Origin of the sequence: Mesorhizobium sp. B283B1A, from assembly GCF_020165735.1 — a bacterium.
In the GTDB taxonomy this organism is placed as follows: domain Bacteria; phylum Pseudomonadota; class Alphaproteobacteria; order Rhizobiales; family Rhizobiaceae; genus Mesorhizobium; species Mesorhizobium opportunistum.
The window spans coordinates 57679-82898 of record NZ_JAIUIQ010000014.1; the positions used below are offsets into that span (position 1 = coordinate 57679).

The 25220-nt window shown below is 61.4% G+C and carries 34 protein-coding genes; 14 read left to right on the forward strand and 20 right to left on the reverse strand.

The genetic code is table 11. The features are described 5' to 3' along the window. Positions 1 to 95: 95 nt before the first annotated feature. The 3 genes from LB577_RS14325 to LB577_RS14335 all read right to left on the reverse strand — a co-directional run bounded on the left by LB577_RS14325 (position 96) and on the right by LB577_RS14335 (position 2215). Positions 96 to 440, reverse strand: a complete 345-nt coding sequence (locus LB577_RS14325; RefSeq protein ID WP_224687173.1) for a hypothetical protein — start codon at positions 438 to 440, stop codon at positions 96 to 98. A 61-nt stretch (positions 441 to 501) separates the two neighbouring features. Further along, positions 502 to 1149, reverse strand: a complete 648-nt coding sequence (locus LB577_RS14330) for a ThuA domain-containing protein (RefSeq protein ID WP_224687174.1) — start codon at positions 1147 to 1149, stop codon at positions 502 to 504. A 43-nt stretch (positions 1150 to 1192) separates the two neighbouring features. Further along, the gene (locus LB577_RS14335; protein ID WP_224687175.1) at positions 1193 to 2215 is read right to left on the reverse strand and encodes an LLM class flavin-dependent oxidoreductase; all 1023 of its coding nucleotides are present in this window, start codon (positions 2213 to 2215) and stop codon (positions 1193 to 1195) included. Between the two features lie 164 nt (positions 2216 to 2379). Here LB577_RS14335 and LB577_RS14340 point away from each other — a divergent pair, with 164 nt between their 5' ends. Beyond that, a complete protein-coding gene (locus tag LB577_RS14340) occupies positions 2380 to 3465 on the forward strand; it encodes a CaiB/BaiF CoA transferase family protein (RefSeq protein ID WP_224687176.1) in 1086 nt (361 codons plus the stop codon). A 14-nt stretch (positions 3466 to 3479) separates the two neighbouring features. Beyond that, the gene (locus LB577_RS14345; protein ID WP_224687177.1) at positions 3480 to 3980 is read left to right on the forward strand and encodes a peptide deformylase; all 501 of its coding nucleotides are present in this window, start codon (positions 3480 to 3482) and stop codon (positions 3978 to 3980) included. A gap of 369 nt (positions 3981 to 4349) precedes the next feature. Here the strand turns inward: LB577_RS14345 and LB577_RS14350 are convergent, their stop codons facing one another. After that, positions 4350 to 4625, reverse strand: a complete 276-nt coding sequence (locus LB577_RS14350; protein WP_224687261.1) for a hypothetical protein — start codon at positions 4623 to 4625, stop codon at positions 4350 to 4352. Between the two features lie 178 nt (positions 4626 to 4803). Beyond that, positions 4804 to 5241 (reverse strand): Lrp/AsnC family transcriptional regulator, encoded by a 438-nt coding sequence (locus LB577_RS14355; RefSeq protein ID WP_013894172.1) that lies wholly within the window; start codon positions 5239 to 5241, stop codon positions 4804 to 4806. A 130-nt stretch (positions 5242 to 5371) separates the two neighbouring features. Between LB577_RS14355 and rocF the strand changes: the two genes are divergently transcribed. From rocF to LB577_RS14375, 4 genes are all read left to right on the forward strand, one after another. Further along, positions 5372 to 6304: an arginase gene (gene rocF, locus LB577_RS14360; RefSeq protein WP_224687178.1), complete on the forward strand. Its 933-nt coding sequence runs from the start codon at positions 5372 to 5374 to the stop codon at positions 6302 to 6304. Between the two features lie 2 nt (positions 6305 to 6306). Continuing rightward, positions 6307 to 7362, forward strand: coding sequence for an ornithine cyclodeaminase (locus tag LB577_RS14365; RefSeq protein ID WP_023778996.1), 1056 nt, complete (start codon positions 6307 to 6309; stop codon positions 7360 to 7362). Positions 7363 to 7485: 123 nt separating this feature from the next. Further along, positions 7486 to 8457, forward strand: a complete 972-nt coding sequence (locus tag LB577_RS14370; RefSeq protein WP_224687179.1) for an SDR family oxidoreductase — start codon at positions 7486 to 7488, stop codon at positions 8455 to 8457. 40 nt (positions 8458 to 8497) lie between these two features. Then, positions 8498 to 8644, forward strand: a complete 147-nt coding sequence (locus LB577_RS14375; protein ID WP_013894168.1) for a hypothetical protein — start codon at positions 8498 to 8500, stop codon at positions 8642 to 8644. A gap of 56 nt (positions 8645 to 8700) precedes the next feature. Here LB577_RS14375 and LB577_RS14380 read toward each other — a convergent pair whose 3' ends face one another. The 4 genes from LB577_RS14380 to LB577_RS14395 form a co-directional block, all read right to left on the reverse strand. After that, positions 8701 to 9207 (reverse strand): ferritin-like domain-containing protein, encoded by a 507-nt coding sequence (locus LB577_RS14380; protein WP_013531567.1) that lies wholly within the window; start codon positions 9205 to 9207, stop codon positions 8701 to 8703. Positions 9208 to 9532: 325 nt separating this feature from the next. After that, positions 9533 to 11812 carry a xanthine dehydrogenase family protein molybdopterin-binding subunit gene (locus LB577_RS14385; protein WP_224687180.1) on the reverse strand — a complete coding sequence of 760 codons (2280 nt, stop codon included), beginning with the start codon at positions 11810 to 11812 and terminating at the stop codon, positions 9533 to 9535. Positions 11813 to 11815: 3 nt separating this feature from the next. Next, complete coding sequence (locus LB577_RS14390) at positions 11816 to 12838, reverse strand: FAD binding domain-containing protein (RefSeq protein WP_224687181.1); 1023 nt, start codon at positions 12836 to 12838, stop codon at positions 11816 to 11818. 1 nt (position 12839) lies between these two features. Beyond that, positions 12840 to 13457, reverse strand: coding sequence for a (2Fe-2S)-binding protein (locus tag LB577_RS14395; RefSeq protein WP_224687182.1), 618 nt, complete (start codon positions 13455 to 13457; stop codon positions 12840 to 12842). Between the two features lie 196 nt (positions 13458 to 13653). On the opposite strand from LB577_RS14395, the gene LB577_RS14400 reads away from it, so the two are divergent. Together LB577_RS14400 and LB577_RS14405 are read left to right on the forward strand one after the other, a co-directional pair. Continuing rightward, positions 13654 to 13971, forward strand: a complete 318-nt coding sequence (locus LB577_RS14400; protein WP_013894164.1) for a hypothetical protein — start codon at positions 13654 to 13656, stop codon at positions 13969 to 13971. A gap of 33 nt (positions 13972 to 14004) precedes the next feature. Next, complete coding sequence (locus tag LB577_RS14405; protein WP_224687183.1) at positions 14005 to 14448, forward strand: PPC domain-containing DNA-binding protein; 444 nt, start codon at positions 14005 to 14007, stop codon at positions 14446 to 14448. Between the two features lie 15 nt (positions 14449 to 14463). Here the strand turns inward: LB577_RS14405 and LB577_RS14410 are convergent, their stop codons facing one another. Beyond that, positions 14464 to 15072 (reverse strand): cysteine hydrolase family protein, encoded by a 609-nt coding sequence (locus LB577_RS14410; RefSeq protein WP_224687184.1) that lies wholly within the window; start codon positions 15070 to 15072, stop codon positions 14464 to 14466. 204 nt (positions 15073 to 15276) lie between these two features. Between LB577_RS14410 and LB577_RS33465 the strand changes: the two genes are divergently transcribed. Next, positions 15277 to 15672, forward strand: a complete 396-nt coding sequence (locus LB577_RS33465) for a GFA family protein (RefSeq protein WP_084018753.1) — start codon at positions 15277 to 15279, stop codon at positions 15670 to 15672. Positions 15673 to 15807: 135 nt separating this feature from the next. After that, entirely contained in the window at positions 15808 to 16227 is a 420-nt protein-coding gene (locus LB577_RS14420) for an HD domain-containing protein (RefSeq protein WP_224687185.1), read from the forward strand. Positions 16228 to 16273: 46 nt separating this feature from the next. On the opposite strand, the gene LB577_RS14425 is transcribed toward LB577_RS14420, so the two are convergent. From LB577_RS14425 to LB577_RS14445, 5 genes are all read right to left on the reverse strand, one after another. Then, the gene (locus LB577_RS14425) at positions 16274 to 16702 is read right to left on the reverse strand and encodes a DUF427 domain-containing protein (RefSeq protein WP_023779004.1); all 429 of its coding nucleotides are present in this window, start codon (positions 16700 to 16702) and stop codon (positions 16274 to 16276) included. 139 nt (positions 16703 to 16841) lie between these two features. Then, positions 16842 to 17738 (reverse strand): alpha/beta fold hydrolase, encoded by an 897-nt coding sequence (locus tag LB577_RS14430; protein ID WP_224687186.1) that lies wholly within the window; start codon positions 17736 to 17738, stop codon positions 16842 to 16844. Continuing rightward, positions 17735 to 17917 (reverse strand): hypothetical protein, encoded by a 183-nt coding sequence (locus LB577_RS14435; protein ID WP_023779005.1) that lies wholly within the window; start codon positions 17915 to 17917, stop codon positions 17735 to 17737. The genes LB577_RS14430 and LB577_RS14435 overlap by 4 nt, the downstream gene beginning before the upstream one ends. Positions 17918 to 17993: 76 nt before the next feature. Next, positions 17994 to 18188, reverse strand: coding sequence for a DUF2934 domain-containing protein (locus LB577_RS14440; protein ID WP_224687187.1), 195 nt, complete (start codon positions 18186 to 18188; stop codon positions 17994 to 17996). Positions 18189 to 18399: 211 nt separating this feature from the next. Continuing rightward, on the reverse strand, positions 18400 to 18636 hold the full coding sequence (locus LB577_RS14445) for a DUF6894 family protein (RefSeq protein WP_013894156.1): 237 nt from the start codon (positions 18634 to 18636) through the stop codon (positions 18400 to 18402). 190 nt (positions 18637 to 18826) lie between these two features. Here LB577_RS14445 and LB577_RS14450 point away from each other — a divergent pair, with 190 nt between their 5' ends. Further along, entirely contained in the window at positions 18827 to 19546 is a 720-nt protein-coding gene (locus LB577_RS14450; protein ID WP_224687188.1) for a Crp/Fnr family transcriptional regulator, read from the forward strand. 54 nt (positions 19547 to 19600) lie between these two features. Here LB577_RS14450 and LB577_RS14455 read toward each other — a convergent pair whose 3' ends face one another. Continuing rightward, a complete protein-coding gene (locus LB577_RS14455; RefSeq protein ID WP_224687189.1) occupies positions 19601 to 19819 on the reverse strand; it encodes a hypothetical protein in 219 nt (72 codons plus the stop codon). A 172-nt stretch (positions 19820 to 19991) separates the two neighbouring features. On the opposite strand from LB577_RS14455, the gene LB577_RS14460 reads away from it, so the two are divergent. Beyond that, positions 19992 to 20810, forward strand: a complete 819-nt coding sequence (locus LB577_RS14460) for a DUF1236 domain-containing protein (protein ID WP_224687262.1) — start codon at positions 19992 to 19994, stop codon at positions 20808 to 20810. 158 nt (positions 20811 to 20968) lie between these two features. Here LB577_RS14460 and LB577_RS14465 read toward each other — a convergent pair whose 3' ends face one another. The 4 genes from LB577_RS14465 to LB577_RS14480 form a co-directional block, all read right to left on the reverse strand. Further along, the gene (locus LB577_RS14465) at positions 20969 to 21586 is read right to left on the reverse strand and encodes a flavodoxin family protein (protein ID WP_224687190.1); all 618 of its coding nucleotides are present in this window, start codon (positions 21584 to 21586) and stop codon (positions 20969 to 20971) included. Positions 21587 to 21645: 59 nt separating this feature from the next. Further along, positions 21646 to 22995, reverse strand: a complete 1350-nt coding sequence (locus tag LB577_RS14470; protein ID WP_224687191.1) for a PQQ-dependent sugar dehydrogenase — start codon at positions 22993 to 22995, stop codon at positions 21646 to 21648. Next, on the reverse strand, positions 22992 to 23438 hold the full coding sequence (locus tag LB577_RS14475) for a DUF2231 domain-containing protein (protein WP_224687192.1): 447 nt from the start codon (positions 23436 to 23438) through the stop codon (positions 22992 to 22994). Before LB577_RS14475 ends, LB577_RS14470 begins: the two co-directional genes overlap by 4 nt. Positions 23439 to 23569: 131 nt before the next feature. Next, the gene (locus LB577_RS14480; RefSeq protein WP_051508548.1) at positions 23570 to 24181 is read right to left on the reverse strand and encodes an alpha-ketoglutarate-dependent dioxygenase AlkB; all 612 of its coding nucleotides are present in this window, start codon (positions 24179 to 24181) and stop codon (positions 23570 to 23572) included. Between the two features lie 288 nt (positions 24182 to 24469). Here LB577_RS14480 and LB577_RS14485 point away from each other — a divergent pair, with 288 nt between their 5' ends. Further along, the gene (locus LB577_RS14485) at positions 24470 to 25072 is read left to right on the forward strand and encodes a diguanylate cyclase (RefSeq protein ID WP_224687193.1); all 603 of its coding nucleotides are present in this window, start codon (positions 24470 to 24472) and stop codon (positions 25070 to 25072) included. Between the two features lie 15 nt (positions 25073 to 25087). Further along, positions 25088 to 25216, forward strand: a complete 129-nt coding sequence (locus LB577_RS33100) for a hypothetical protein (RefSeq protein WP_263496075.1) — start codon at positions 25088 to 25090, stop codon at positions 25214 to 25216. The last annotated feature ends 4 nt before the right edge of the window (positions 25217 to 25220 follow it).

Below are 25220 nucleotides of genomic sequence, written 5' to 3' on the forward strand. Positions count from 1 at the left end.
CTCCTGCTACGCCCTAGGATGACGAAGCCAGGGGCCTATGGATAGTCGCACAAGTGCCGTCAATGACAATCGCGAACCCGGGAGCGCCGCTCCGGTCAGCCACTGGCCGAGCGTCTCGCCACAAAGGCCAGGTCCCGCTGAATGACATCCCGCTTGTCTTGCGGCAGACCGGCAAGCAGCTTTTCATCGAGATGCCCTGCTCGAATAAGCTGCGCGAACACGAAGAGAAGCTGCGAATAGCGATAGTCGAACGTGCGATCGATTTTCCGTCGCTGTTCACGCAAATAGTCTTCGAGCTCCCACATCTCGGAGGGCTGCGTCACCGCACTCGCCTTGCTTTTGAAGTCGGCCATCGTCTTTGCGAGCGCCGCCTCAAGGGCGGTATCGAAGGCATGGCGCGCGAGCTTCTTTTCGGATCCGGACCACTCGAAATCACTCATTGGATATCTCCATGGATGCCCTGTGAAGTCGGCCCAGATTTTCACGAAAACGCGCTTGCTGCTACCCTCGCGCCGCCCATACCAACCCGCGCTCCACAATCAGCGCCATTTCCGGCACCGCGAACTCATCCGCCGTGTGTCCAAGAGAACTGTAAAACACCCTGCCCGAACCATACCGGCGCTTCCAGACCACAGGCATGACAACGCCGCCGATGCCCGGAAAATGCGCGTCAGTGAAAGTGGTCGTCGCCAGCACTTCGTTGCTTGGGTCGACATGCATGTAATACTGCTCCGACCGGTAGGCGAAATCGTTAATGCCTTTGGTGATCGGATCGTCCGGCCGGGTGATGGCGACTTGGTAGTCGATGATGTCGCCGGGGTGCGCGACCCATTGGCCGCCGGTCATGAACTGATAGTCGGGCTCGTTGCGAAAACTGTCGCCCATCGTGCCGTGAAAGCCGCCGAGCCCGGTCCCCTGGCGAACGGCCTGCGTCAGGTTCTGCAGCTCGGCCTTTTCGATCGTCGACATGGTGATGACAGGCACGATGAGATCGAATGACGACAACTCCGGATCTGCGAACATCGCCGTGCCCTGGCCCAGCGTGACGGCGAAACCGTTACGCTCGAGCAGCGCGCGGATGACATTGGCGCTGCGCTCCGGCGTATGGCCTTCCCAGCCGCCCCAGGCAATCAAGGCTTTCTTCGCCATGCCGTATCTCCTCTCCTCCGTTGTCGCTGTCTTGGCGCGCCTGTCAGCGCCAACCCAGCCCAGGCGCGACATGGGTCAGAATCGCCTCGATGACATGAGCGTTATAGTCGACGCCGAGTTGGTTAGGCACGGTGAGCAGCAGCGTGTCGGCCTCGGCGATCGCCTCGTCCTGCGCCAATTCCTTGATCAGCACATCCGGCTCGGCGGCGTAGCTGCGCCCGAAGATCGCCCTGGTATTCTCCTCGATGAAGCCGATCTGGTCGCGGCTCTCATTGCCGCGCCCGAAATAAGCGCGGTCGCGGTCGTCGACCAGCGCGAAAATGCTGCGGCTGACCGAGACGCGCGGCTCACGCTCGTGGCCGGCCGCTTTCCAGGCATCGCGGTAAATCCGGATCTGCTCTGCCTGCTGGATGTGGAAAGGCTTGCCGGTCTCGTCGAATTTGAGCGTCGAGCTCTGCAAATTCATGCCCAGTTTCGCCGCCCATTCCGAGGTGGCGTTGGTGGCCGCACCCCACCAGATGCGCTCGCGCAGGCCCTCCGAATGCGGCTCGAGCCTGAGCAGGCCGGGCGGGTTGGGGAACATCGGCCGCGGATTGGGCTGGGCAAAGCCCTCGCCGCGCAGCGTGTCGAGAAAAACCTCGGCGTGGTGCCGCGCCATGTCGGCGTCGCTTTTGCCTTCCTGCGGCTGATAGCCGAAATAGCGCCAGCCATCGATCACCTGCTCGGGCGAACCACGGCTGATGCCGAGCTGCAGCCGCCCGCCGGCGATGATGTCGGCAGCGCCCGCGTCCTCGGCCATGTAAAGCGGATTCTCGTAGCGCATGTCGATGACCGCGGTGCCGATCTCGATGCGGCTGGTCTTGGCGCCGACCGCCGCCAGCAGCGGAAATGGCGAGGCGAGCTGGCGCGCGAAATGATGCACGCGGAAATAGGCGCCGTCGGCGCCGAGCTGCTCGGCGGCAACCGCGAGATCGATGGATTGCAGCAGGGCGTCCGAAGCCGAGCGCACCTGCGACTGCGACGAGGGCGTCCAGTGCCCGAAGGAGAGAAAACCGATTTTTTTCATGACCCTGAAGTATATGCGAGCGGCACGTGCTTCAATGCTGAAAGAGCAGGGTTACACACCGTCGCCCACCACGATACCAAAAGTGGGCGATACCAAAAGTGGGCGACACCAAAAGCGCGCGATGCAGATGTGCGCCATACAAGGTTGAAGCCGTGGAGGGTGGAATGCTGAAGGGAACCCGCATCGTCGAGATCGAGGCGCTCGGGCCAGCCCCCTTCGCCGGCATGCTCTTCGCCGATCTCGGCGCCGATGTCATCGTCGTCCATCGCAAGCAGGCGCCGATGCCGGGCCTGCCCGAGCGCTCGCTGCTCGATCGCGGCAAGCGCTCCATCGCGCTCGACCTCAAGGATGCCGAAGATGTCGTCGTGCTGATGCGTCTGATCGCCACCGCCGATGGCTTGATCGAGGGTTTCCGGCCCGGCGTCATGGAACGTCTCGGGCTTGGCCCCGATGTCTGCCTGGTGGCCAACAAGCGCCTAGTCTACGGCCGCATGACGGGCTGGGGCCAGGACGGCCCGCTCGCCCGCACCGCCGGCCACGACATGAACTATATCGGCGTGTCCGGCGCGCTCTGGTACGGCTCCTTGCCGGAAGAGGTGCCAATGGCGCCGCCGACGCTGGTCGGCGACATAGGCGGTGGCGCGCTCTATCTGGTGGTCGGCATGCTCGCGGCCATGATGAACGCCGGCGCCAGCGGGAAAGGCACCGTGGTCGACGCGGCGATCGTCGACGGCTCGGCCCACATGATGAACCTGTTGATGTCGCTCGCCCAGTCCGGCGGCCTTGCCGCAGAACGGGGCAACAGCCTTCTCGACGGACCGCACTGGTGCCGCGTCTACCGAGCGTCCGATGGTGGCTTCGTCAGCGTCCAGTGCATCGAGCCGAAATTCTACGCGCTGTTCCTCGACCGGCTTGGCCTCGCCGCCGATCCGCAATTCGCCAACCAATTGGACCGCGGTCTATGGCCGGAGCTCGGCAACCGGCTGGCGGCGATCTTTGCTGCCAGACCGCGTGACGAATGGGTCAAGCTGTTCGAAGGCTCGGACGCCTGCGTCGGACCGGTACTTGGCCCGCGGGAGGCAGCACAGCATCCGCACATGGCCGCCCGCGGCACATGGCTGACGGTGGACGGTACTCTTCAAGCGGCGGCGGCACCGCGTTTTTCGGCAAGGGCGCGGTGCTCGCCTGCCGGAAGCCCGGCGCGTGGCGAACACGATGCGGAAATCCGTGCTTGCCTGGCCGAATCGTGACGTAGGAGGAGTCCATGGCGGTTCGGCCGATCATAAGGTTCCCCAATCCCCTTCTCCGCGCGGTGGCGGAACCCGTAAAACTGTTCGACAGCGACTTGCAGGGTTTGGCCGGTGATCTCGTCGACACCATGCATGCGGCGCCCGGGATCGGCATCACCGCCCCGCATATCGGCATTTTGAGACGCCTGGTCGTGATCCAGCTGCCTTCCGCCGCAAAGCCGGGCATCTACGTCAATCCATCTGTTATCCAGGCCTCGACCGAAATGATCCTTCATGCGGAAGGCAGTGTTTCGATGCCCGGTGTCACCGAGGACATCGAGCGACACGCGCGCATTATTGTTCGCTATCAGGATCTGGATGGCAATGAGCAGTTCGAGAACGCCGAAGGCCTGCTGGCGGTTTGCCACCAGCATGAGATCGACCAGCTCGACGGGCTCTTCTGGACGCACAGGCTGACGCGCCTGAAGCGCGACCGGCTGGTCAAGCGCTACGGCAAACTCATGCGAGCCTCGTAGACGCCACGGCAAATCGTAAAGATCGGCCTTGGTCCGGCAAAAATTGTGCCGTGCTGATTGCGATGCGGTGCATGCCGGCGACGACAATCCACGTCGGGTTGGGGAACGGCCTGAGGCGGCACCAAGCAGGATCAGCGAATGCGCAACCCCTGGGTGTCGAAGATGCGGGTGCGGCTGGGCAGGAAGCGCAGCGTGATCGTCTCGCCGAAACGCGGCTGATCCTCGCGCCGTTCACCGACCACCGTCTCGCCGCTGGGATGAGTGGGATGAGTGTTTTATCGTTCAGACGACGTCATGCCGGCCCGGTGTCGGCACCGGTAACCGGGGCGGCGTTCGCGACGTCCTCGCCGGATTCCCGGCGAAGGCCGTTCATTTCCCGCAATGATGATCGTTGATCTTGTTCGTCGCATTCGCGTCCGGCCCCACCCGGTGATAGGAACATGCGCCGGCGGCGGTGGTGAACAATTGCTGGTCATAATAGCGCGGGCCGCCGAACAGGAAGTCGATGAGATCGTCTTCGGCGGGAACGTAGCGTTCCCGTTCAACCTGATAATGGCGATGCCTGGCGCCGGCCAATGCCGATGGTGACATGCCGCAGGCCATCGCCAGGGCAAGAGCGCAGATCGCAAACCGTGTCGTCGTCATCGCCAACACCCCTCCTGGCCGTTCCGATTCCATCTTACATCCAAAATCGCCACCGCGACAAAAGTTCCGTGCTGGGGGTTTGCCTCGCCGCGATTTGCCGGCCAAGGACCGAACCGCACGGCGCATCAGAAAGATCGAAACTGCCCCGGCCTGTTAGGCGACGGACCCGATAGTGTCGCTAAAGCCGGGCTTTGGTGCTGCGGGGCGTGGCAAGCAGCAGGCTCGTCTCGCTGCCGGTAATGCCGGGAACGAGACGGATGCGTCGCAGGATCGCATCGAAATCGGTAAGGGTGGCCGTATTGAGTTCGACCACAAGGTCCCAGCGGCCGTTGGTGGTATGAATGGTCGCGACCTCCGCAAAGCCGCCAAGCGCACGGATGACGCGATCGGCGGCATGGCCTTCGATCTCGATCATCATGATGCCCCTGACCGCCGAGCTGATCGCTTCGGCCCGCAGGATCACGGTGTAGCCGATGATCTGTCCCGACTGTTCCAGCCGCTCCATCCGCGCCCTTGCCGTGGCGCGGGAAACGCCGAGATCGCTTGCCAGGTCTGAGATGCTCCGCCGCGCGCTATGGCGCAGCAGCGTGATCAGCTTTTGGTCGAGTGAATCCATTTTTGTCCAATGTGGCAGTCTGATTGATCAGAACGATAAGTCTTTTCGGTTGTTTTGCCAATCAGGCCTATTCATTCTGCCGGCCGCATGGGTTTCAACTGGCCTCAGCTTCATTGAGGAGAATGGTCGAGTGGATTGCAAGATCTTGGGTGCGCCGGTGCAGGACGGTGCCGGCCGCATGGGCTGTGAGATGGGGCCGAGCGCCCTGCGGACCGCCGGGCTTGCCGGTGCGCTCCGGGAGCTTGGCCATCAGGTTGCAGACCTTGGCACCATCCTGCCGGCAACCGTGCGGCCGCTCGCCCATGGCAATCTGGCGCTGAAGGCGCTGCCGGAGATTTCGGCCTGGACGGCCGGTATCGCCGAGGCCGCCTATGACGTCAGCGCCGACGCCATGCCGATCTTTCTCGGCGGCGACCATTCGATCTCGGCAGGAACTGTTTCCGGTCTCGCTCGCCGCGCCGCCGAAGCCGGCCGGCCGCTCTTCGTGCTGTGGCTCGACGCGCATCCCGATTTCCATACGCTGGACACCACGGCCAGTGGCAATCTGCACGGTGTTCCGCTCGCCTACGCCAGCGGCCAGCCTGGTTTCGGCGGCTATTTTCCGGACCTGCCGGCGGCGGTCGATCCCAAGCGGATCTGCGCCATGGGCCTGCGCAGCGTCGACCCGGCCGAACGCGAAGCACTCAACCAGGCAGGCGTGACCGCGCACGACATGCGGGCCATCGACGAACACGGCATCGCGCCGCTGCTGCGCGCGTTCCTGGCGCGTGTCGCGGCGCAAGACGGGCTGCTGCATGTCAGCCTCGACGTCGACTTCCTCGATCCCTCGATCGCGCCCGCGGTCGGCACCACGGTTCCGGGCGGCGCGACCTTGCGCGAGGCGCATCTGGTGATGGAAATGCTGTCCGACAGCGGCCTCGTCTCCAGCCTGGATCTGGTCGAACTGAACCCCTTCCTGGACGAACGCGGCCGCACCGCGACGCTGATGGTCGACCTGACGGCAAGCCTGATGGGCCGCCGCATCATGGATCGCCCCACCCTCAGCCATTCCGGGAGTTTCTGATCATGACCGCCGCAAAGCTGAACATCGTCCCCTTCGTCAGCGTCGACCGCATGATGAAACTGGTGAATGCCATCGGCGTCGAGCGCTTTCTGACCGAACTCGCCGGCTACATCGAGGAGGACTTCCGCCGCTGGGACCTGTTCGACAAGACGCCGCGCATCGCCTCTCACAGCCATGACGGCGTCATCGAGCTGATGCCGACGAGCGATGGACGCCTCTATGGCTTCAAATATGTCAACGGCCATCCAAAGAACATGCGCCAGGGTTTGCAGACGGTCACCGCCTTCGGCGTGCTCGCCGATGTCGGCAGCGGTTACCCGATGCTGCTCACCGAGATGACCATCCTGACCGCATTGCGCACCGCCGCCACATCCGCCGTCGCGGCCAAGTATCTGGCGCCGCGGGGCACCCGCACCATGGCCATCATCGGCAACGGCGCCCAGTCGGAATTCCAGGCGATCGCCTTCAAGGCGCTGGCCGGCATCGACCGGCTGAGGCTCTACGACATCGACCGGTCGGCTTCGCTGAAATGCGCGAAGAACCTTGCCGGCATGGGGTTCGACATCACCATCTGCGAGACCGGGCAGGAAGCGGTTGAAGGTGCCGGCATCATCACGACGGTTACCGCCGACAAGCAATGCGCCACCATTCTCACCGACAACATGGTCGGCTCCGGCGTCCACATCAACGCCGTCGGCGGCGACTGCCCCGGCAAGACGGAACTGCACAGGGACATCCTGCTGCGCTCCGAGATTTTCGTCGAATTCCCGCCGCAGACGCGCATCGAGGGCGAAATACAGCAGCTTGATCCTGACCATCCGGTGACCGAGCTCTGGCAAGTGATCGCCGCCAGGACCCAAGGCCGCCGCGACGCCAAGCAGATCACGCTGTTCGATTCGGTCGGCTTCGCCATCGAGGATTTTTCGGCGCTGCGCTATGTGCGCGACCAGCTGCAGGCGACCGGCCTCTACGAGGAGCTTGACCTGCTCGCCGACCCCGACGAACCGCGCGACCTGTTCGGCATGCTGCTGAGGGCGGCGATGCAGCCGGCGGCCTGAGTGCAGACACCCCAAGGCCGTCGGGTTGCAAACGCCGAGGTGTTTGGAGGAATGATACGTCTGCCATAAACCTTTTCGTCCGCTATGCGTTGTTTCTTCTCCAAGCTAGCCAAGGAGACGATGATGCAGATGAAGTCGGAAATAGCCGGCGAAGCGGCAAAGCAGCGCCATATCCAGCGTGGCATCGATGCCAAGGACAAGTCGAAACGCAATGGCAAGCAGCAAGGCGCCATGCAGGCTGGCGCCCGCGAATATCCCGAGCCGCCCTTCCCCGAACAGCACCAGCCGAAACCGGGACATGAATGGGCGATAGAGCCGGCGCCGCTGTACGATGCGCCGTACTATCTCGGATCGAAAAAACTCGACGGCAAAGTAGCGCTCATCACGGGCGGTGATTCCGGCATTGGCCGTTCGGTGGCGGTGTTGTTCGCCCGCGAGGGCGCCGACGTCGCGATCGTCTATCTGGCCGAGGACAATGATGCAAAAGAGACCAAATCCGCAGTGGAGAAGGAAGGCGGACGCTGCGTTCTGGTCAAGGCCGACGTCAGCGATCGCGATCACTGCCGCAACGCGGTGGCCCAGATCGTGAAGGAATTTGGCCGCATCGACGTGCTGGTCAACAATGCAGCTTTCCAAATCCACTCCAGCGATTTCGGCGAGCTGACCGAGGAACATTTCGACACGACGCTGAAGACAAATCTCTATGGCTATTTTCATATGGCGCAGGAAGCCGTGCCGCACATGAAGCCCGGTTCGGCGATCATCAACACCGGATCGGTAACCGGCATCGACGGCTCAAAGCAGCTGGTCGACTATTCGATGACCAAGGGCGGCATCCATGCCTTCACACGGGCTCTCTCGGGCAATCTCATCGGCAAGGGCATAAGGGTGAACGCGGTAGCACCGGGTCCGGTGTGGACGCCGCTCAATCCCTCGGACAAAGAGGCGGAAGATGTCTCCAAATTCGGCGCGGACACGCCAATGAAACGACCCGCGCAACCGGAAGAACTCGCGCCGGCCTATGTCTTCCTCGCTTCGCCGCAATGCTCCAGCTACATCACCGGCGAGATTTTGCCGGTGGTCGGAGGTTACTGAGGCTGGTTGAAGCGAAACGTATGAGCTAGGAGCAGGATGAATGGCCCGTCTGCTTTTCACAGTGGCGCTAGCTTATGTGGCGTACCGCATCTACGCGGAAACCACGGCAGCCCGACATGTGCCGCAGGATGAACGCGAGGCATTGCGCAAGCAATCAGCGGCCCTGGGTGTCGACCCGTCCCGCTGAGATTGCTCAACTATCGGCGGGCCGGCGCATTTGCCGGCCAGCCGATAGGAATTGCCTTATTCGGCCGCCTGCAGGTTGATCTTGCTTTCCGCCATTTCGGTGAGCTTGCGGTCGGTCGCCTGTTCTTCCTTGAGATTCTTGGCCAGCACGTTGGCGCAGTCGGTGCGGCCGAGTTGCTTTGCCCAGGCGATGAGCGTGCCATAGCGTGTCATCTCGTAGTGCTCGACGGCCTGTGCCGATGCAATCAGCGCCGCATCGAGGACTTCCTTGTCGTCGACGTCGCCACTGACATCGTCGGCTTCCTCGAGAATGCCGTCGATAGCCGGGCAGTTGACCTCCTTGGCCTTGACGCCATGCAATTCGAACACCTGTTCGACACGCTCGACATGGCCTCTTGTCTGGTCGAGGTGTTTTTCAAATCCGGCTTTCAACTGCGGATCGGTCGCCTTGTCGATCATCTTCGGCAGCGCTTTCTCAATCTGCTTTTCGGCGTAGTAGATGTCGCGCAGCGTGTGCACGAAGAGATCGTCGAGTGTCTTGATGTCCTTCGAAAAGAAGCCCATGGCCTTGCCTTTCATTGTACTGGAGTTGAAATTTCAGTGGCGGGTCACCCGCCACTTATGAAGGCCGGGATCGGGTCCCGGCCTGTCTGGTCAACGTACCGGTACGGGAGGAGTTCCTGATTTTCGGGGGCAAACCGCAACCCCCTTTCCGACGGCCTGGGATGCCATGGACGGGGAGCCTGGCGTCGACCACGCGTCCTGAAAGAGCGCAAAACCCCAGAGGGAAAGACTGTCGACGGGGAGAGCCGCGCGCAGGTGTTCGACGCCATGCGCCGCAGTGACACGCCCGTCACTGCAGCAGAAGAACGGTGTGAAACGGTATGCGTCAGACGATCAGATGTTCGATCCTGATCGGCAGATCGCGGATACGCTTGCCGGTGGCATGGTAGACCGCACTTGCCACGGCGGCAGCCGTCCCAACATTGCCGAGCTCGCCCAACCCCTTGACGCCGGCAGGATTGACTTCACGGTCGACTTCCGGGACCAGGATCACGTCGAGCTGTTTGATGTCGGCGTTGACCGGCACCAGATAGTCCTGCAGGTCGCGGTTGACGTAGCGCGCGGTGCGTTGGTCGATCTCCGTTGCCTCGTGCAGGGCATGGCCAATGCCCCAGATCATGCCGCCCATCAGCTGGCTGCGCGCGGTACGCGTGTTCATGATCCGCCCGGCGGCGAAGGCACCGACCATGCGCGGCACTCTGATTTCATGGGTATGGCGGTTGATGCGCACTTCGACGAATTCGGCGCCGAAGGCATATTTCACCGAATCCTCATCGCCTTCTCCACCGTGGAATTCCGGCTGTCCGGCGTAGAGCTTGTTCAATGCCTCCGGTGAGGCGCCCTTAGGTGCAAACTCGGCATATTCCTCGATGGCGCCGACCTGCATGGCCTTGAAGACATCGGCGAGCTTTGCCGATTTGCCGGTTTCGGCGACGATCTTTCCATCGGCCATATCCAGCTTCGCGTTGCCCGAGCCGGCCAGGGGCCCATCCTTGCCAGCTGCCGCCGTGAACAGTTTCTCGCGAACGGCGTCGCAAGCCTTCATGACCGCCGAGCAGACACTGGCCGTTGAGATCGATCCGCCTGACACGGGAGCCGGCGGCAAGGCACTGTCGCCCATCTCGACGCTGATCTTGTCCATGCCGACCCCCAGCCTTTCGGCCGCCATCTGGCCGGCGATGGTGCGAACGCCGGTGCCGATTTCATGCGAGCCGCACTGGACCCGAACCTCGCCATCGGCGGTGAGACGAACCCTGGCCGCGCAGGGTGCGGCGGCTGTCGGATAGATCGCCGTTGCGCAGCCCATGCCGACCAGCCAGTCGCCGTCACGCATCGAGCCGGCCTTGGGCTCGCGTTTCGCCCAGCCGAAGGCCTCCGCGGCCTGATCGTAGCACTTGATGAGCGAACGGCTGGAAAATGGCTTGCCGCCGATCGGTTCCTTCTGCGGCTCGTTGATGCGGCGGAACTCGACGGGATCCATGCCGAGCGCAACGGCCATTTCGTCCATGGCATTCTCAAGCGCATAAACGTAAGGCGTCTCCGGCGGCGACCGCATGTATCCAGGCGTATTGCGGTCGGCGTGAACCAATGAAACCTGCGTCAGGACGGAGCCGTAGTCGTACATGCGGGCGGTGGCGGACGTGCCGCCGACGACATAAGGGTCAGGGCGTGACGTCACCTCCCAGCCCTCATGTCCGAACGCCGTGATGCGGCCGTCCTTGCCGGCGCCGATGCGGATTCGATGCCGCGTCTCGGCGCGATAGGTCTGTGTGCCGAAGGCTTGCATGCGGCTGACGACGCAGCGGACGGGACGGCCGATCCGCTGCGCGGCAATGGCAACGATCGCCGTGCGCGCCGTCATCGGTCCCTTCGAGCCGAAGGCCCCGCCTATATAGGGACTGATGATCCGCACATTGGCCGGATCGAGCTTCAGTTGGCGCGCCAGCTCCATCTTCCAGCCGGTCACGTTCTGGGAGGGCTCGTGTATGGTCAGTTGGTCGCCCTGCCACATGGCCGTGGTCGAAAACAGTTCGATCGGGTTGTGGTGCTGGGTCGGAGTCGAGTATTTCTGGTCGATCTTCACAGCCGCGTTTGCCCAGGCGGCGTCGAAGTCGCCGGCCTTGGCATCTTCCTTGAACATCGGGTTTTTACCTGCCGCAGGCTCCATCTTCGTGCCCTTCGAATCGAAGCTGGCGCTGGGCGGTTCGTCCTCATAGTCGGCGCGGATCAACATCGCTGCTTCCTCGGCCGCCTCGAATGTCTCGGCAACGACCAGAGCGATGATTTGGCCGTCGTGGAAAATCGTCTTGTCGTGCAAAGGCCCGATCGAACTCGCGCCGGTGTTGCCGAACTTCGGCGTCTCGGTCTTGTCCATGTCGCCGTAGGTGACGATGTCCAGCACACCGGGCACCGCCCTGGCGTCTTTCGTGTGGAGCGCGGAAACCTTGCCCCGGGCGACGGTGCTGGTGGCAAGGGCGCCATAAGCGACGTTGGCCGTGGCGATGTCGGCCGGATAGCTTGCCTGTCCGGTAACCTTCAGACGGGCGTCGATACGGACAACCGGATCGCCCTGATTTTCCTTGGGAGCGGGTGCAGCTTGGTTCATGGCTCAGACCTTCATGTCCCGGGTTTCGAGCAGCGCTCGCACCAGCGTGCGCTTGCCGAGCGGTATCTTGAAAGCGTTGTGTTCTCGCGGCCTGGCGTCGGCGAAAGCGACATCGGCAGCCTTCTGCGCCGCGGCTTCATCGAGCACCTTGCCTTGCAGCGCGTTTTCCGCCGCGCTTGCACGCCACGGCACGGTCGCGACACCGCCGAGTGCGACGCGCGCGCCTCTTACCGCGTCGCCATCCATATCGAGGGCGACCGCTGCCGATGCCAGCGCGAACGCGTAGGATTCGCGATCGCGTATCTTCAGATAGCGCGACCGCGTGCTCCACGGTGCGAGCGGTACTTCGATGGCAGTGATGAGTTCGTCGGCGGCAAGATCCGTCTCGATGTTGGGCGTCTCTCCCGGCGGCCGATGCAGCTTGGCAAAGGCAAGGCTACGCTTGCCTCGCTCGCCTTCGATATCGACAGAAGCATCGAGCGCTATCAGCGCCTGTGCGAAATCGCCATGGTAGGTGGCTATACAGGCATCGCTGGTACCGAGAATGGCATGCTGGCGGTTGAACCCTTCCATCGCGGCACAGCCGGAGCCGGGTTCACGCTTGTTGCAGGGCCATGACGTCTCGCGAAAATACTCACAGCGCGTGCGTTGCAGCACATTGCCGGCAAGGCTCGCCATGTTACGAAGCTGGCCGCTGGCGGCCAACGTCAGGCTGTCGGCAAGCAGCGGGCAACGACGCCTGACGTCTTTGTTGTCGGCAGCTTCCCCCATCCGGACCAACGCCCCAAAACGGATGGCGTCATTGCCGATCCTGACCTGCCGCAAGGCCGGCTCGGCAAGCGTGTTGAGGTCAAGCAATCGCTCTGGCCGCGCAACGCCAAGCTTCATGTAGTCGGCCAGGTTGGTGCCGCCGGCAATAAACTGCGCGTCGGCTTCGGTCGGCGGAATATGTCGTGCATCGCGACGAGACGCCATGGTGACCGCTGCGGAGACGCTGCTTGGTCTTTCATAAACGAAGGGGTGCATCCTAGGCCCTCCTGATCTCGTCGCGCGCCTGGACGATCGCCGCAACGATGTTCGGGTAGGCAGCGCAACGGCAGAGATTGCCGCTCATGTATTCGCGAACATCATCTTCCGACCCGGCATGGCCCTCGTCGATGCAGCCGATGGCGGACATGATCTGGCCCGGTGTGCAGTATCCGCACTGAAAGGCGTCATGGTCGACAAAGGCCTGCTGCACCGGATGAAGTTCTCCATCCGTCGAAGCCAGGCCTTCCACCGTGGTGATCTCGCGGCCGTGGTTCATCACGGCGAAGCTCAGGCAGGAGAGCACCCGCTTTCCGTCGACCAGAACGGTGCAGGCGCCGCACTGGCCGTGATCGCAACCTTTCTTGGTGCCGGTCAGGCCGACATGATCGCGAAGAGCGTCTAGCAGGCTCGTACGATTGTCGAGGGCGAGGCTGTAGGCCTGTTTGTTGATACGCATGGACACCGCCGACAGGTCGCGGGGCTTCGCCGATTTTGCCGACGTTGGCTGGGCTGCTCTTGTCGGGGAGGTCGCGAGCGGCACCGCCGCTGCCGCCGAAACAGAGGCTGTCATAAACATGCGTCTGCTCAGGCCATTGGAAATCTTGGCATCGGACATGGCTGGCTCCGGGCTGGCTGGGTCTCAAGCGAGCCAAACCACCCATCCAGCACAAAGTTCCCTCCTCGCGCGGCTGTGACTGATTTTCTGTTGTGCCGCATCAGGCCTCATAATGCCGGCTTAAATGTCCCCGGCGCTGGAACTCACCCACCGTCTTTTCGTTCAGGCTTAATCCCATCAGACAGGAGAAACCGTCATGCCACGCGGCGAGAAATCGAAATACACCGACAAGCAGGAGCGCAAGGCCGATCACATAGCCGAAGGCTATGAGAAGCGCGGGGTTTCCGAAAAGGAAGCCGAGCGGCGTGCGTGGGCGACCGTCAACAAGGACGATGGCGGCGGCAAGAAGGAAGGCGGCTCTGGCCGCGGCAAGCATACGGGTAACCCGGCAGCGCATAAGGGCGGCAGGACCGGCGGCAAGGCGTCGGCGTCGCGGTCCGCCGCAAGCCGATCGGAATCGGCGAAGAAGGCTGCGGCAACCCGCAAGCGGAACGCCGAACACCACGCTCATTGAAGGGGGGAGCAGACTGATGTCCGGAGAACAACCATGAAATCACGGCTCGTCAACGAAGTCAGTGGCCAACGGACATTTGTCGTCGTGCTCGATCCCGGCGAGGAAGCATTCACGGCGCTTACGGATTTCGCGGCTGACCGGAAAGTCGACGGCGCTTCCCTGACCGCGATCGGCGCTTTCGAAAGAGCCACCGTGGGCTGGTTTGATCCGGATGCAAAAACCTACCGCAAAATTCCGATCGACGAACAATGCGAAGTGTTGAGCGCAATCGGCGATGTTGCGCTTGGCGACGATGGCAAGCCCAGCCTCCACGTTCATGCGGTGCTCGGATTAAGCGACGGCACCACCCGGGGTGGACATTTGCTTGACGGCATCGTTCGGCCAACGCTTGAAGTCACGTTGGTGGAAGCGCCCGGCCATCTGCGCCGCAGCAAGCGCCCCGGACTGGGCGTTGCCTTGATCGATCTGGATGCTTGAGCCTCAAACCCGGCTTCAAATCCAGCTGGAGAGAAGCGTCTCCATCTCGATCGTCTCGACCTGCTGCGCGAAGCGTTGGTGATAGACGGTCAGCAGCGCGTCATGAGTTGCGTCTGAAGAACTGCAAAGCGCGTCCGTGACGAGGACGACGCGATAGCCGAAATCGATGGCCCCCAAAACAGTGGCCAGAACGCACACATCTGTTTCGCCACCCGTGATAACCAGCGTGTCGATCTCACGCTCCACCAGAAGGGCCCTGAGGCGCCCTTCGAACCAGGGCGAGTAGATGTGCTTGTCGATGATTGTCGCCGGCGGGCAATAACCGGCCAATGTCGGCAACAGTTCGACCATTTCGGGCCCGATGGTCTCGATCGTCATCGAAGCCCAGCGCTCGTAATAGCGCCTCCAGGTGCCGACGCCCTGCCCCGGCTTCCGAGCTGGCAGGAACCGCGTAAAGACCGTCTGTGGCGCGCGTCTTTCGACCAGCCTCACGATCTGCGGGAGAACCCGGGTGATCCAGGGTGTTGCCCATGAAGACGGCTCGGCAAACAGCCGCTGCATATCCACGCAGATATGCATGCATCTGTCGCCAAGAGGACCGTATGCGAGGCCCGGCATCGACATCAGCGCGCCTCCAAGAGGCGGTAGTATGTGTCCACGGCACCTCTCCCATTGCCAGCAAGAAACGCAACGCCACGCGCCGCGACTGGTTCCTGAGACGGCACAGGAACCGGCGCAAATGACTGGCGTTTCCGCTGAGACGGATGGAGATGCTCGCATGAGACCACGCGACACGTTGGGAGGCAGTAAATCAGGCGGGACGCCAAGATGGAGCTAAGCGGAGGATGTCTGTGCGGCACGATTCGCTTTTGCGTTGGAAGCGAACCGAGAGTGCATTACTGCCATTGTGATATGTGTCGGCGGGCGACCGGCAGTGCTTTCGCGGTTCTGGCCTGGGTGCCTTCTCAAAGCGTGAGCTGGATCAATGAGGCGCCAACCTATCGCTGGTCTTCACCGATTGCCCGGCGGGGGTTTTGCTCCGCCTGCGGATCTCCGCTCAGCCTCGCCTATGATGCATCGCCTGGCGAGATCGCACTGCATGTCGGGACGTTCGACGATCCGGCTCGACTGGAGCCGCGCTACAACTATGGGTCGAGGCAGCGACTTGGCTGGGTCTGCTGTGGAATAGACCTGCCGCACCACGATGCCGAGGAACGATGGTAAGGACGCAGTGGAGGTGGAACTGCACTCTAAAGAAAATCGGCTCGCCCCTGGAACAACAACCTCGGCAACCAATTTGAAACTGAGTTGCAATGCCGCTGTCGCTGGACATGCCCGCGAGCGGCCGGGACAGGCAAGATGAGCATTTTCTACCGTGCCGCCAAGATTGCGGAAGAGGTCCATGCATCGCAGAGTGACAAGACTGGGCAGCCCTATATCGAACACTGCCGGCGTGTCGTCGATGCTGTCGAAACGATGGACCAGAAGGTCGTCGCCTATCTTCATGACGTCGTGGAAAAGGGCGAGGGCTGGAGCCGGACCAGGCTGGAAGAGGCTGGCTTTGGCCCGACCATTGCTTCTGCTGTCGATGCCATGTCGCGCAGGGACGGCGAGGATTATTTCGCCTTCGTGCGGCGAGCTGCCTCGAACCCGTTGGCGCTGCCGGTGAAGCGCGCCGATCTGGAGGACAATATCTGGCAGTCGCGGCAGGTTGGGGCACCGGCTGCCAAATATGAAGCGGCCCTCCGCATCCTCGATGAGGAGTTCTCAAGGCCTTAGCGTGGTTCCGGTGTCTCGCCTCGCCCAAACTTCAGGTGCCCGGCATTTATTCCGTGACATGGGGCGTGTGCCGCTTGTCCTCCGCGGGTTCGACATCGATCCGTGCCTTTTGCGGATCGAACGTGCCATGACGCGCAATGGCCCGCGCGGCGGTATCCGGCGTTTCGTATGCCCACATGAAATCGTCGGCCGAGCTGCCCACGGCATGGACGCGCCAATAACTCGCAGTTCCCTTAGGCGGGCTCTCGCTTGTCGTATTCGTCTTTTCGAACAGGTCGAAATAAATGTCCTCGAAAGGGATATAGAACACCGGCTCATGTCCTTCTTCCCGCAGCACTTTCGCCCGTTCCGTCGCAGCGACTATGGCGTCGGAAAATCGCACCGTCACCGTTCCGGCAAACGGCTCTATGGCCAATTGGCCAGCATGGTGTGTTGAATCAGCATGGCGTCCTGAAATTGCACCCGAAGCTTGCATCTGAATTCTCCTGACTACCGGTTGATGACGGGCGGATTGATGGCGGGATGGCGTTCCGGTTTCGCGATCCGTGAAAACGAAATGCACGCCGGTGGAGTGAGGTTCCGCTCCGCCAAGAAAGGCTGAGCGGCGGCGGTGCCTATCGCTTGCTGTGGCTGTCGAGGAAATTCACCAACAGCCGCGAAACCTCTTGCGGAGCTTCACGCATGGGGAAATGCCCGACGGCATCCAGCACCAACCGCCTGTAGGACGCGGTGAAATGCCCCTCCAACCCCTTGGAAGATCGAGGCAACACCACACGGTCATCGCCGCCATGAAGCGTCAGGGTTGGCACGGTGATGATCTTGACCGATGTCGCCTGGCGGGCGAGTTCGGCATAGCGAGGATCGGGCTCGGCTTCTTCCCACCGGACCCGATAGGAATGCAGCGTGACTTCAGCCCAATCCGGGTTTTCGAAGGATTTAGCCACTTCATCGAAGATGGCATCGTCGAACCAGCCCAATGGGCTCCAGGTATCCCACTGGAATCTGGCGAATTCCTTGCGGTTCTTTCGCACGAACTCGGCGCCGCGCTTCGTCGCCATGAACCACTGATACCAGAATGCTTTCGCTTGTTCGGGCGATGGCGTCACCAGCTTGCCCGGTTGCCAGCCGAGCGACAACGCGGCGCAGCATTTGATGCGGTCCGGGAAAACCGACGCCAGCAGGTAGGCGATACGGGCGCCCCAATCGTGGCCGACAATTGCAAAGCGGCTGAGGCCGAGCGCATCGGCGAGGTCCAGCACATCCTGCGCCATCGCCGTGATCTCGCCCGAGCGCATGGTTTCCTTCGACAGAAACGATGTCGATCCACAGCCTCGCAGCCAGGGCGAAAATGTCCGAAAGCCGGACTCATGAAGGGCCGGCGAAATGCGCGCATAAGTGGTCGCGTCGTCGGGCCAGCCATGCAGCAGAACGACTGGAGCACCGTCCTTCGATCCACCGCTGAGATACGCGATGCGCAGCAGAGGGGTATCGCAATACGAGATGGAGTTCATTGGTTCGGCACTGTCGCCGGCTGGTCGCCGCCAGTCGTGGACTTGGGCCTGGCGTCCTGGTCGACCTGCGGGTTCTTGTTGACGGTGTCGGTGTTGGCTTTCATCGGTTCGGTGTTGTTGTCGCATGCGCCGAGCGCAAGGGCGGCGGCCAACACCAGAAATGACAGAGGACTCCTCATGGCAATCTCCTCGGCTGATAATGGACAAACAAGGCTGCCCGACTTTGGTTGCCAGGATAATGACGATGGCGTGATTTTACGCCTTCGAGCTTTTTGAGCCGTCGTCGACTGTCGGATCGGCCTCGACCGGACCGCGTTCGGTCTCCGGGTCCTCCGCTTCTATCTCCTGCACAGCCTGGTCCCAGTGTTCCTGCTCACGTCCGGTGGGCCGGCCTTCGCGTTCCCAGATTTCGTAGGCCCGCCGTTTGATGCGCTCTTCCCTCCTGTCCATGGATCCGATCCTCCAATCCACAGGTTCCAATCCCGAACGGTATTTTTTTTTCCTCCATCGCCGTGTGGAGGCTTGCTGTCGGTGCTGCGATCCCGGGCAAGGCGTATGTGGATATGGGGTGAACCCGGTTGGTTATTTTCGTACCAAGTTTTTCGATAACAGCCCGCCACAAGATTCGATGCTGCCGCGAGCCCATGCATTGATGACGCTGTCAGGCGGTCCAGGCGGCGTTGAGGGTAAGAGACGCCTCGAGCACCTGCGTCCCACCCGTGTCGCGCATTTTAAGGGTTATCTTGACGAGATCGCGATCCGGCATTTCATCGCGAGCAATGTCATGCAAGATGCGAATTGCTTCCGCTCTTGCCTGCTCTGGGGATTCAAACAGCTGCCCGTTCTCGTCCGAGACCAGGCCATCGCCATTATAGAGATCGAAATAGTAGCGTTTCATTCATGTCACGCTGAAAGCCTCAGCGTTCTAAATACGTCGACACGCGAATGGTTCCCCGTGTGCACTGGCGTTTGCGCGAAAACTGGCGCAGCCTGTCAAATGATAGCGTCCGTCATCTTCCGAAGGCCTAAGGTTCGGCTTCCCGACACACAGGCGATCGGCTTCCCACTTCGATCGCCCCGAGGCCGCCATGCTGGAACCACTTTATCTGCAACTTAGTCAGCATGACGATCTATCGAACGAAGAGAAGGCTCTGCTCGCCGAGACGGTCGTTTTTGGAAGAGATTTTGAAAAGGGCCAGGATCTCGTCTCGACAGGATCGCGGCCAGCCTACAGCACCATGCTGCTCGACGGCCTGGCGGCACGCTACAAAGTGCTCGAGGATGGTGGCCGGCAGTTCACTTCCTTGCAAGTGCCTGGCGACTTCGTCGACCTCCACGCCTTCCTGCTCCGGAAGATGGACCACGGCATCGTCGCACTTTCGCCTTGCCGTGTCATGTTCGCGGACCACAGCAAATTGAAGGCAATCACCGAACACGCTCCGCATCTGGCTCGGTTGCTGTGGCTCGACACACTGGTCGATGGCGCCATTCACCGCGAATGGATCGTGGCAATGGGCAGGCGCTCAAAGACTTCGCATCTCGCCCATCTCATATGCGAACTGTTCGTTCGCCTGCAGGTGGTCAAGCGTACCAGCGGCATGAGCTTCAACCTGCCCCTTTCGCAAGCGGAGATGGCCGATGTGCTGGGGCTTTCGGTTGTGCATATGAACCGGGTGATCGGATCCCTGAAAAAGACCAAGGTCATCAGCTGGGTGAACCACACAGTCACCATTCTGGATTGGGATCAGCTTGCAGAGCTTGCCGAGTTCGATCCTACGTATCTGAGCATGAACAACGAACCCAGGTGAGCGCCTTGCTCAACTCGCGGCGCTTCGAGCTCACCCATAGGTGAAGCCAGCCTGCTAAAGGCGCACGATAGCCGCAAGTTTCAAACGCCTGCGCTGGCCCTCTGCATAGGCAAGGGCAATGGACTCGAGCTCGAACTGACGACTGTCCTGCTGGTCGCCTCCGATCACACGGACGAACCATTCGCCACACGCTTCGACGACCTCAATTCGCGGCTCGACGTCGGTCCCGCTGCATTCGAACTCCTCGTCGTTTTCGCGTTGGAGATGAGCCATCTCCTTCCTCCTGATTTGGCGAAAACATCAGCGTCCCATCGCACCAAGGCCCGGTCATTTAAATTTGATGGTGCCGATGACTTTTGGCAGTCCCTCGGCTTTATCCCGGAACCAACCCTTTTTTGTGAAGTTTTATCCGGTGAAGGGACGATTTTTTCAGGGAGATTTTCCTATGAAACATGTTCTCATCACCAGCATGCTGGCGATCGGGCTTGGCTGTGGAACGGCAATGGCTCAACAACAGTCGGAAAGCCAGCAGGGAGCAGATACAAACTGCGCCGCCGGGGCGGCTAACTGTAAGACCGGAACGAAGACAGATGAGCAGGCCCAGGGCAAGGCCAAGATGAAGACCGATGAGCAGGCCCAGGGCAAGGCCGGCGCCGCCACGGACCAGCAGGCCCAGGGCAAGACCAAGATGAAGACCGATGAGCAGGCCCAGGGTAAGGCCGGCACCACCACGGACCAGCAGGCCCAGGGCAAGGCCAAGGTCCAGACCAATGAGCAGGCCCAGGGCAAGGCCGGCGCCACCACGGACCAGCAGGCCCAGGGCAAGACCAAGATGAAGACCGATGAGCAGGCCCAGGGCAAGGCCGGCGCCACCACGGACCAGCAGGCCCAGGGCAAGGCCAAGGTCCAGACCAATGAGCAGGCCCAGGGCAACGCCGGCACCGCCACGGACCAGCAGGCTCAGGGCAAGACCTCTACGCAGGATAAGACTTCAACCGCTTCGATCAACAATGTGACGGTCGAACAGAAAACCCAGATCACCCAGGTGATCAAGGAAACGAAGGTCGAGCCCGTAGCCAATGTCGACTTCGACGTTTCGGTGGGCATCGAGGTGCCGCGTCACAAGGTCAGGCTGCATCGCTTGCCGGCTCGCATCGTCAAGATTGTCCCGGCTTATGAGTCATATGAGTATTTCGTACTCGCCGACGGCCGGATCGTCATCGTCGACCCGGATACGTACAAGATCGTGCTCATTCTGACCTAGCAGGATACCCCGCAGCCCGTCTTGCCCGCGGCACGACGGGCTGCGTTATTGCCATCCGGCGATCACGGGCAATTAGAAAGGCGAACCGGCGTGGCGTTCGGCTGGAGCATTCAGGCGCTTGGGACACCGAGTGCCAACACCCCACCGCAAAACGACCTTCACCGCAAGACGCCAGGATAGGCTTCGCCTTTCAACAAGCTGGCGAGATGGGCAGCGTTGGAGGCAGCCATTTCGATCGCGGCGGCAACCTTTTCCGGCGTTTCGGGCAGGTCGACATAGTTGACATCGTCCATGGCCTCGCCGACCCAGTAGATTCCGCTATTGGCGGGAATGGTGAAGCCGACATCGTTCAAGGCTTGAAAGCATGCGGCATGGCAGTGATGCGCCCCATCCTCATTGCCGACAATGGCCACCAGAGCTACCTTTCCGGCTGCCGGCATGCGCCCCCGATCATCGGTTTCGTCCAAGAACGCGTCCATGCGCTCCAGCACGCGCTTGGCAACGCTCGAGGGCTGACCGAGCCAGATCGGCAACCCAAGCACGAAAATATCGGCTGCCAGAATCTTCTGTCTGAGTTTTGGCCAGTCGTCGCCCTTGCCCATGTCTGAAAGCACACCCGGCTTGATGTCGTGATCGAGCGAACGCACGATCTCGCCCTTGACCCCATGCGGCACCAACGCCGCCAGAAGATCGGCAAGCAGGCGGTCGGTGGAGGATTTCTCCTTGTCGTCCGAAGCCTTGAGGGAGCAATTAAGGGCGAAGGCTGTCAGTTTCATTTGAACGTCCTTGACTGCTGCGAGTGCTACCCAATCACTCGGCATTGTTGCGGAAATATCTACCGGGATGCGGACGTCACGCGCCAGACCGTGTTTCCGACATCGTCCGCTATCAACAACGCACCCGCCTTGTCGACGGCAACTCCGACCGGCCGCCCATGCGCCTTGTTGTCGTTCTCGAGAAAACCGGTGACGACGTCTTGCGGCTTGCCTTCCGGATGACCGTCCTTGAACGCTACGAAGACGACTTTGTAGCCATTGAAGTGCTTGCGGTTCCAGCTGCCATGCTCGCCGACAAAGGCGCCGTTGCGATAGGAGTCCGGCAGGTTGGTTCCGGTGTAGAACACCAGACCCAAAGGTGCGACGTGGGAACTCAGGGCATAGTCCGGAGGGATGGCTTTCGCCACCAGGTCCGGCCGCCGCGGCATCACGCGCGGATCGACATGCTGGCCATAATAGCTGTACGGCCAGCCATAGAAAGCACCATCCTTGACCGATGTCATGTAATCGGGAACCAGATTGGGGCCGAGCTCGTCGCGTTCGTTGATGACCGCCCACAGCGCCCCGCTCCGCGGCTCCCAGCTCAGCCCGTTGGGATTGCGCAGCCCGCTCGCGAAAATGCGATAGCGCCCGGTGGCCCGGTCGACCTCCCAGATCGCGGCCCGGTCCTTCTCGGCCTGGATGCCGTTCTCGGTGATGTTGCTGTTGGAGCCGATGCCGACATAAAGCAGCGCCCCGTCAGGACTGGCGACGAGCGACTTGGTCCAGTGGTGATCGATCGGCCCCCCGGGCAACGGTGTTAGTATGGTGCCGGGCGCGGTGATCTTGGTATCGCCGGTGGTGTAGGGATACCGCACGATGGCATCGGTGTTGGCGACGTAGAGATCGTTGCCGACCAGGGCCACGCCGAAGGGCGAATTGAGATGATCGAGGAATATGTCCTGAACATCGGGCACGCCATCGCCGTTCGTGTCGCGCAGCAGGGTGATCCGGTTGCTTCCCTCAGTCCCTCCGCCCGAGGTCGCCATGGACTCGATCCAGCCCATGACCAGATCTTTCGGACGCTTGATCGCAGCACCGGGCGGCGCCACGGACTCGACCACGAGAATGTCGCCGTTCGGCAAAGTGTAGAGCGAGCGCGGGTGCTTCAGTCCTTTCGCGAAGGCCTTGATTTGCAGGCCCTTGGCGACTGTCGGCGTCTCATCCTGCTTCCAGCCGACGACCGAAGCGACGTGCATCGGCGGAACAAGATACTGAGTCAGTTCTGGCAGTGTCGGGTTCGCTCCGACCTGATCGCCTGGGTCCGGCTCATCATTGCTGCACGCCGGCAGTGTGAGCAGCGAACCGCACAGCAGACCGAGACCAGCCGCGCGCTGGATATATCGGCCGGAAAACATCATGGCGCTCATTCGACCACCTCCACTCGATTGCGGCCGAAACTCCATTCCAGCAGACAGAGGAGGAGCAGGACGATCACCGCCGCGACTGACAGGGTGAGCCCTGTCGGCACGACCGAGGTCCAGGCATCGCGGCTATGCACCAGCGCGTTGAAGAACGATATGACCAGCACGACGAGATTGCCGAGAAGCGAGGGCCACGCAGACCTTGCCGCACCGGAAAGCCGACCGGTGAACAAATCGACAAGCGCCAGCAGAACCGCGAGCACGCCCACGACCAGGCCGGCGAAGAGTAGCCAGGCGGAAAAATCGGCCCACATCATTTCCGCGCTTTGCCAATAGGTTACGTCGGTCAGCAACGTGCCGATGAAACACGCATTGGCCACCGCCACCGGTGTCTTGTGAAGCGGACGCCGGGAGACCACCAACTTGGATTGCGCACGGGCCACGGACATTCTCCACCTGTGAAAGTTGGACCTGTCTTCCAAACCAACTTGTGGTTGGGAGGTTCCCGGAACAGTTTGCGCTCAAGAACTCGTGATGGCATCTCAAGGCGATCTCAAAGCTCAGCAGGAGCGCATGCGATTCAAGAATTTTGAGACCGCAAAGTCCGCAAGGTGATCGAGTATCGATGCAGGTCAACCGGCGGAATGCTGTGCTCCCATTCCGTGCGCGATGGTCCGGTCATCAGATAGGCCGACCTTGGCTCGACGACGATGGTCCTGCGATCCCATTTGGTGCCGTTCTTTCGCCGGAGCCGGAAGCTGCAGGGCGCCAGCAGCGAGACACCCGCCACGTCCTCGAAATGAGGCTTGTCACGGTGCCAGCCAATGCCGGCGCCAGGCCGATACTCATTGATCAGCACCTGTGCGAAGGCTTCGGCCGGCCGTCGCGCAAGGGCTGCAACCTTTTCGCGCAGAGGCAACAGAAAGTCAGGTATAGCCGGCGCCTGCACGACTTCGCGCCGATCATAGTCGTAACGCAAGCCAAAACCGACGACCCGCCGGTTGGCCAAATGGCCATGGAAATCGAACGCCTGGAAAGGCAAAGCGCCCAGTTGCCTGGCGAGTTCGGTTTCTTCCCGTGGGGTGATCAATCCAGGCTGGTAGCGAAAACCTTCCGGCAGATCGTCGACAGCACCAAAGAGATCCTGCTGAAGCGAGGATGAGCCGGGTGTTTTCGATTTGAACATCGCCATCATGGCTAGATGGTGAAGGCCAGCCCGCCTGGCAATATGGCAACGAAACCACCAATCCCACGGATCGCCCTGCGGAGGACCGTGGGACTCTTGTTTCAGCGCCAGGAGGCGATCGCTGATCGTGATCTCTTCGCGATGAGTCCGGAACCTGCCCGGCACCGCACCGTTGAAGTCTCGTCGAAGCGGCAAAACACCGTCGTTCTTTAGCGCTTGGCATGGTCGGGGTTTCCCCTGATCTAACCAATTGAACAGTGGCGCGAGCGCTCCGCCCAGCCACCGGGGACTGAGATGTTGTCCGATCCGACTGTCGTTATTTTGATGTACTTCATCCTGCCGCTCTGGCTCCTGGCCGGGTTCGCAGATTGGCTATGTCATCGCGCCTCGCATATCGAGACGACGACTGGCGCCAAGGAATCTCTTATTCATCTCCTGATGTTCGTTGAGGTCGGCATTCCGCTACTGGCGGCCATGTTCCTCGATATCAACGCCTTGATCATCGCCGGCATGCTTGTGACATTCCTCGTCCACGAAGCCACAGCCATGTGGGATGTGCGCTACGCCACGACAGCACGAACCGTGACGCCGGTCGAGCAGCACGTTCACAGCTTTCTGGAGATGATCCCGCTGATGGGCATCATCATCGTGATCTCCCTGCACTGGGGTCAATTCCTCGCACTCTTCGGCTTGGGATCAGAGCCGGCACGATTCAATCTTGTCTGGAAATCGGAACCTCTGCCCGTCACCTACATCGTGACGATGCTTGTCATCATTCTGCTGTTCGAATTCCTGCCTTACATCGAGGAATTCGTCCGGGGACTTCGCGCCAATGCCGGAAAACTCGTCCCTGAGAAGGCGCGGAAGGGAGACCCGGGACAGACCGCTCGTCGCTGACGGGCCGACGCCATCATGCGGAGACCGCATAACGCGGTTCTCTATCCCGGCCATTCAGACATGCGCACACCGGAAGATCTTGAGGATCTGCCGAATGCACTTGCCGGTGGCGGTTTGCATCTGTTCCAGATCGCCATCAGATAGCGCC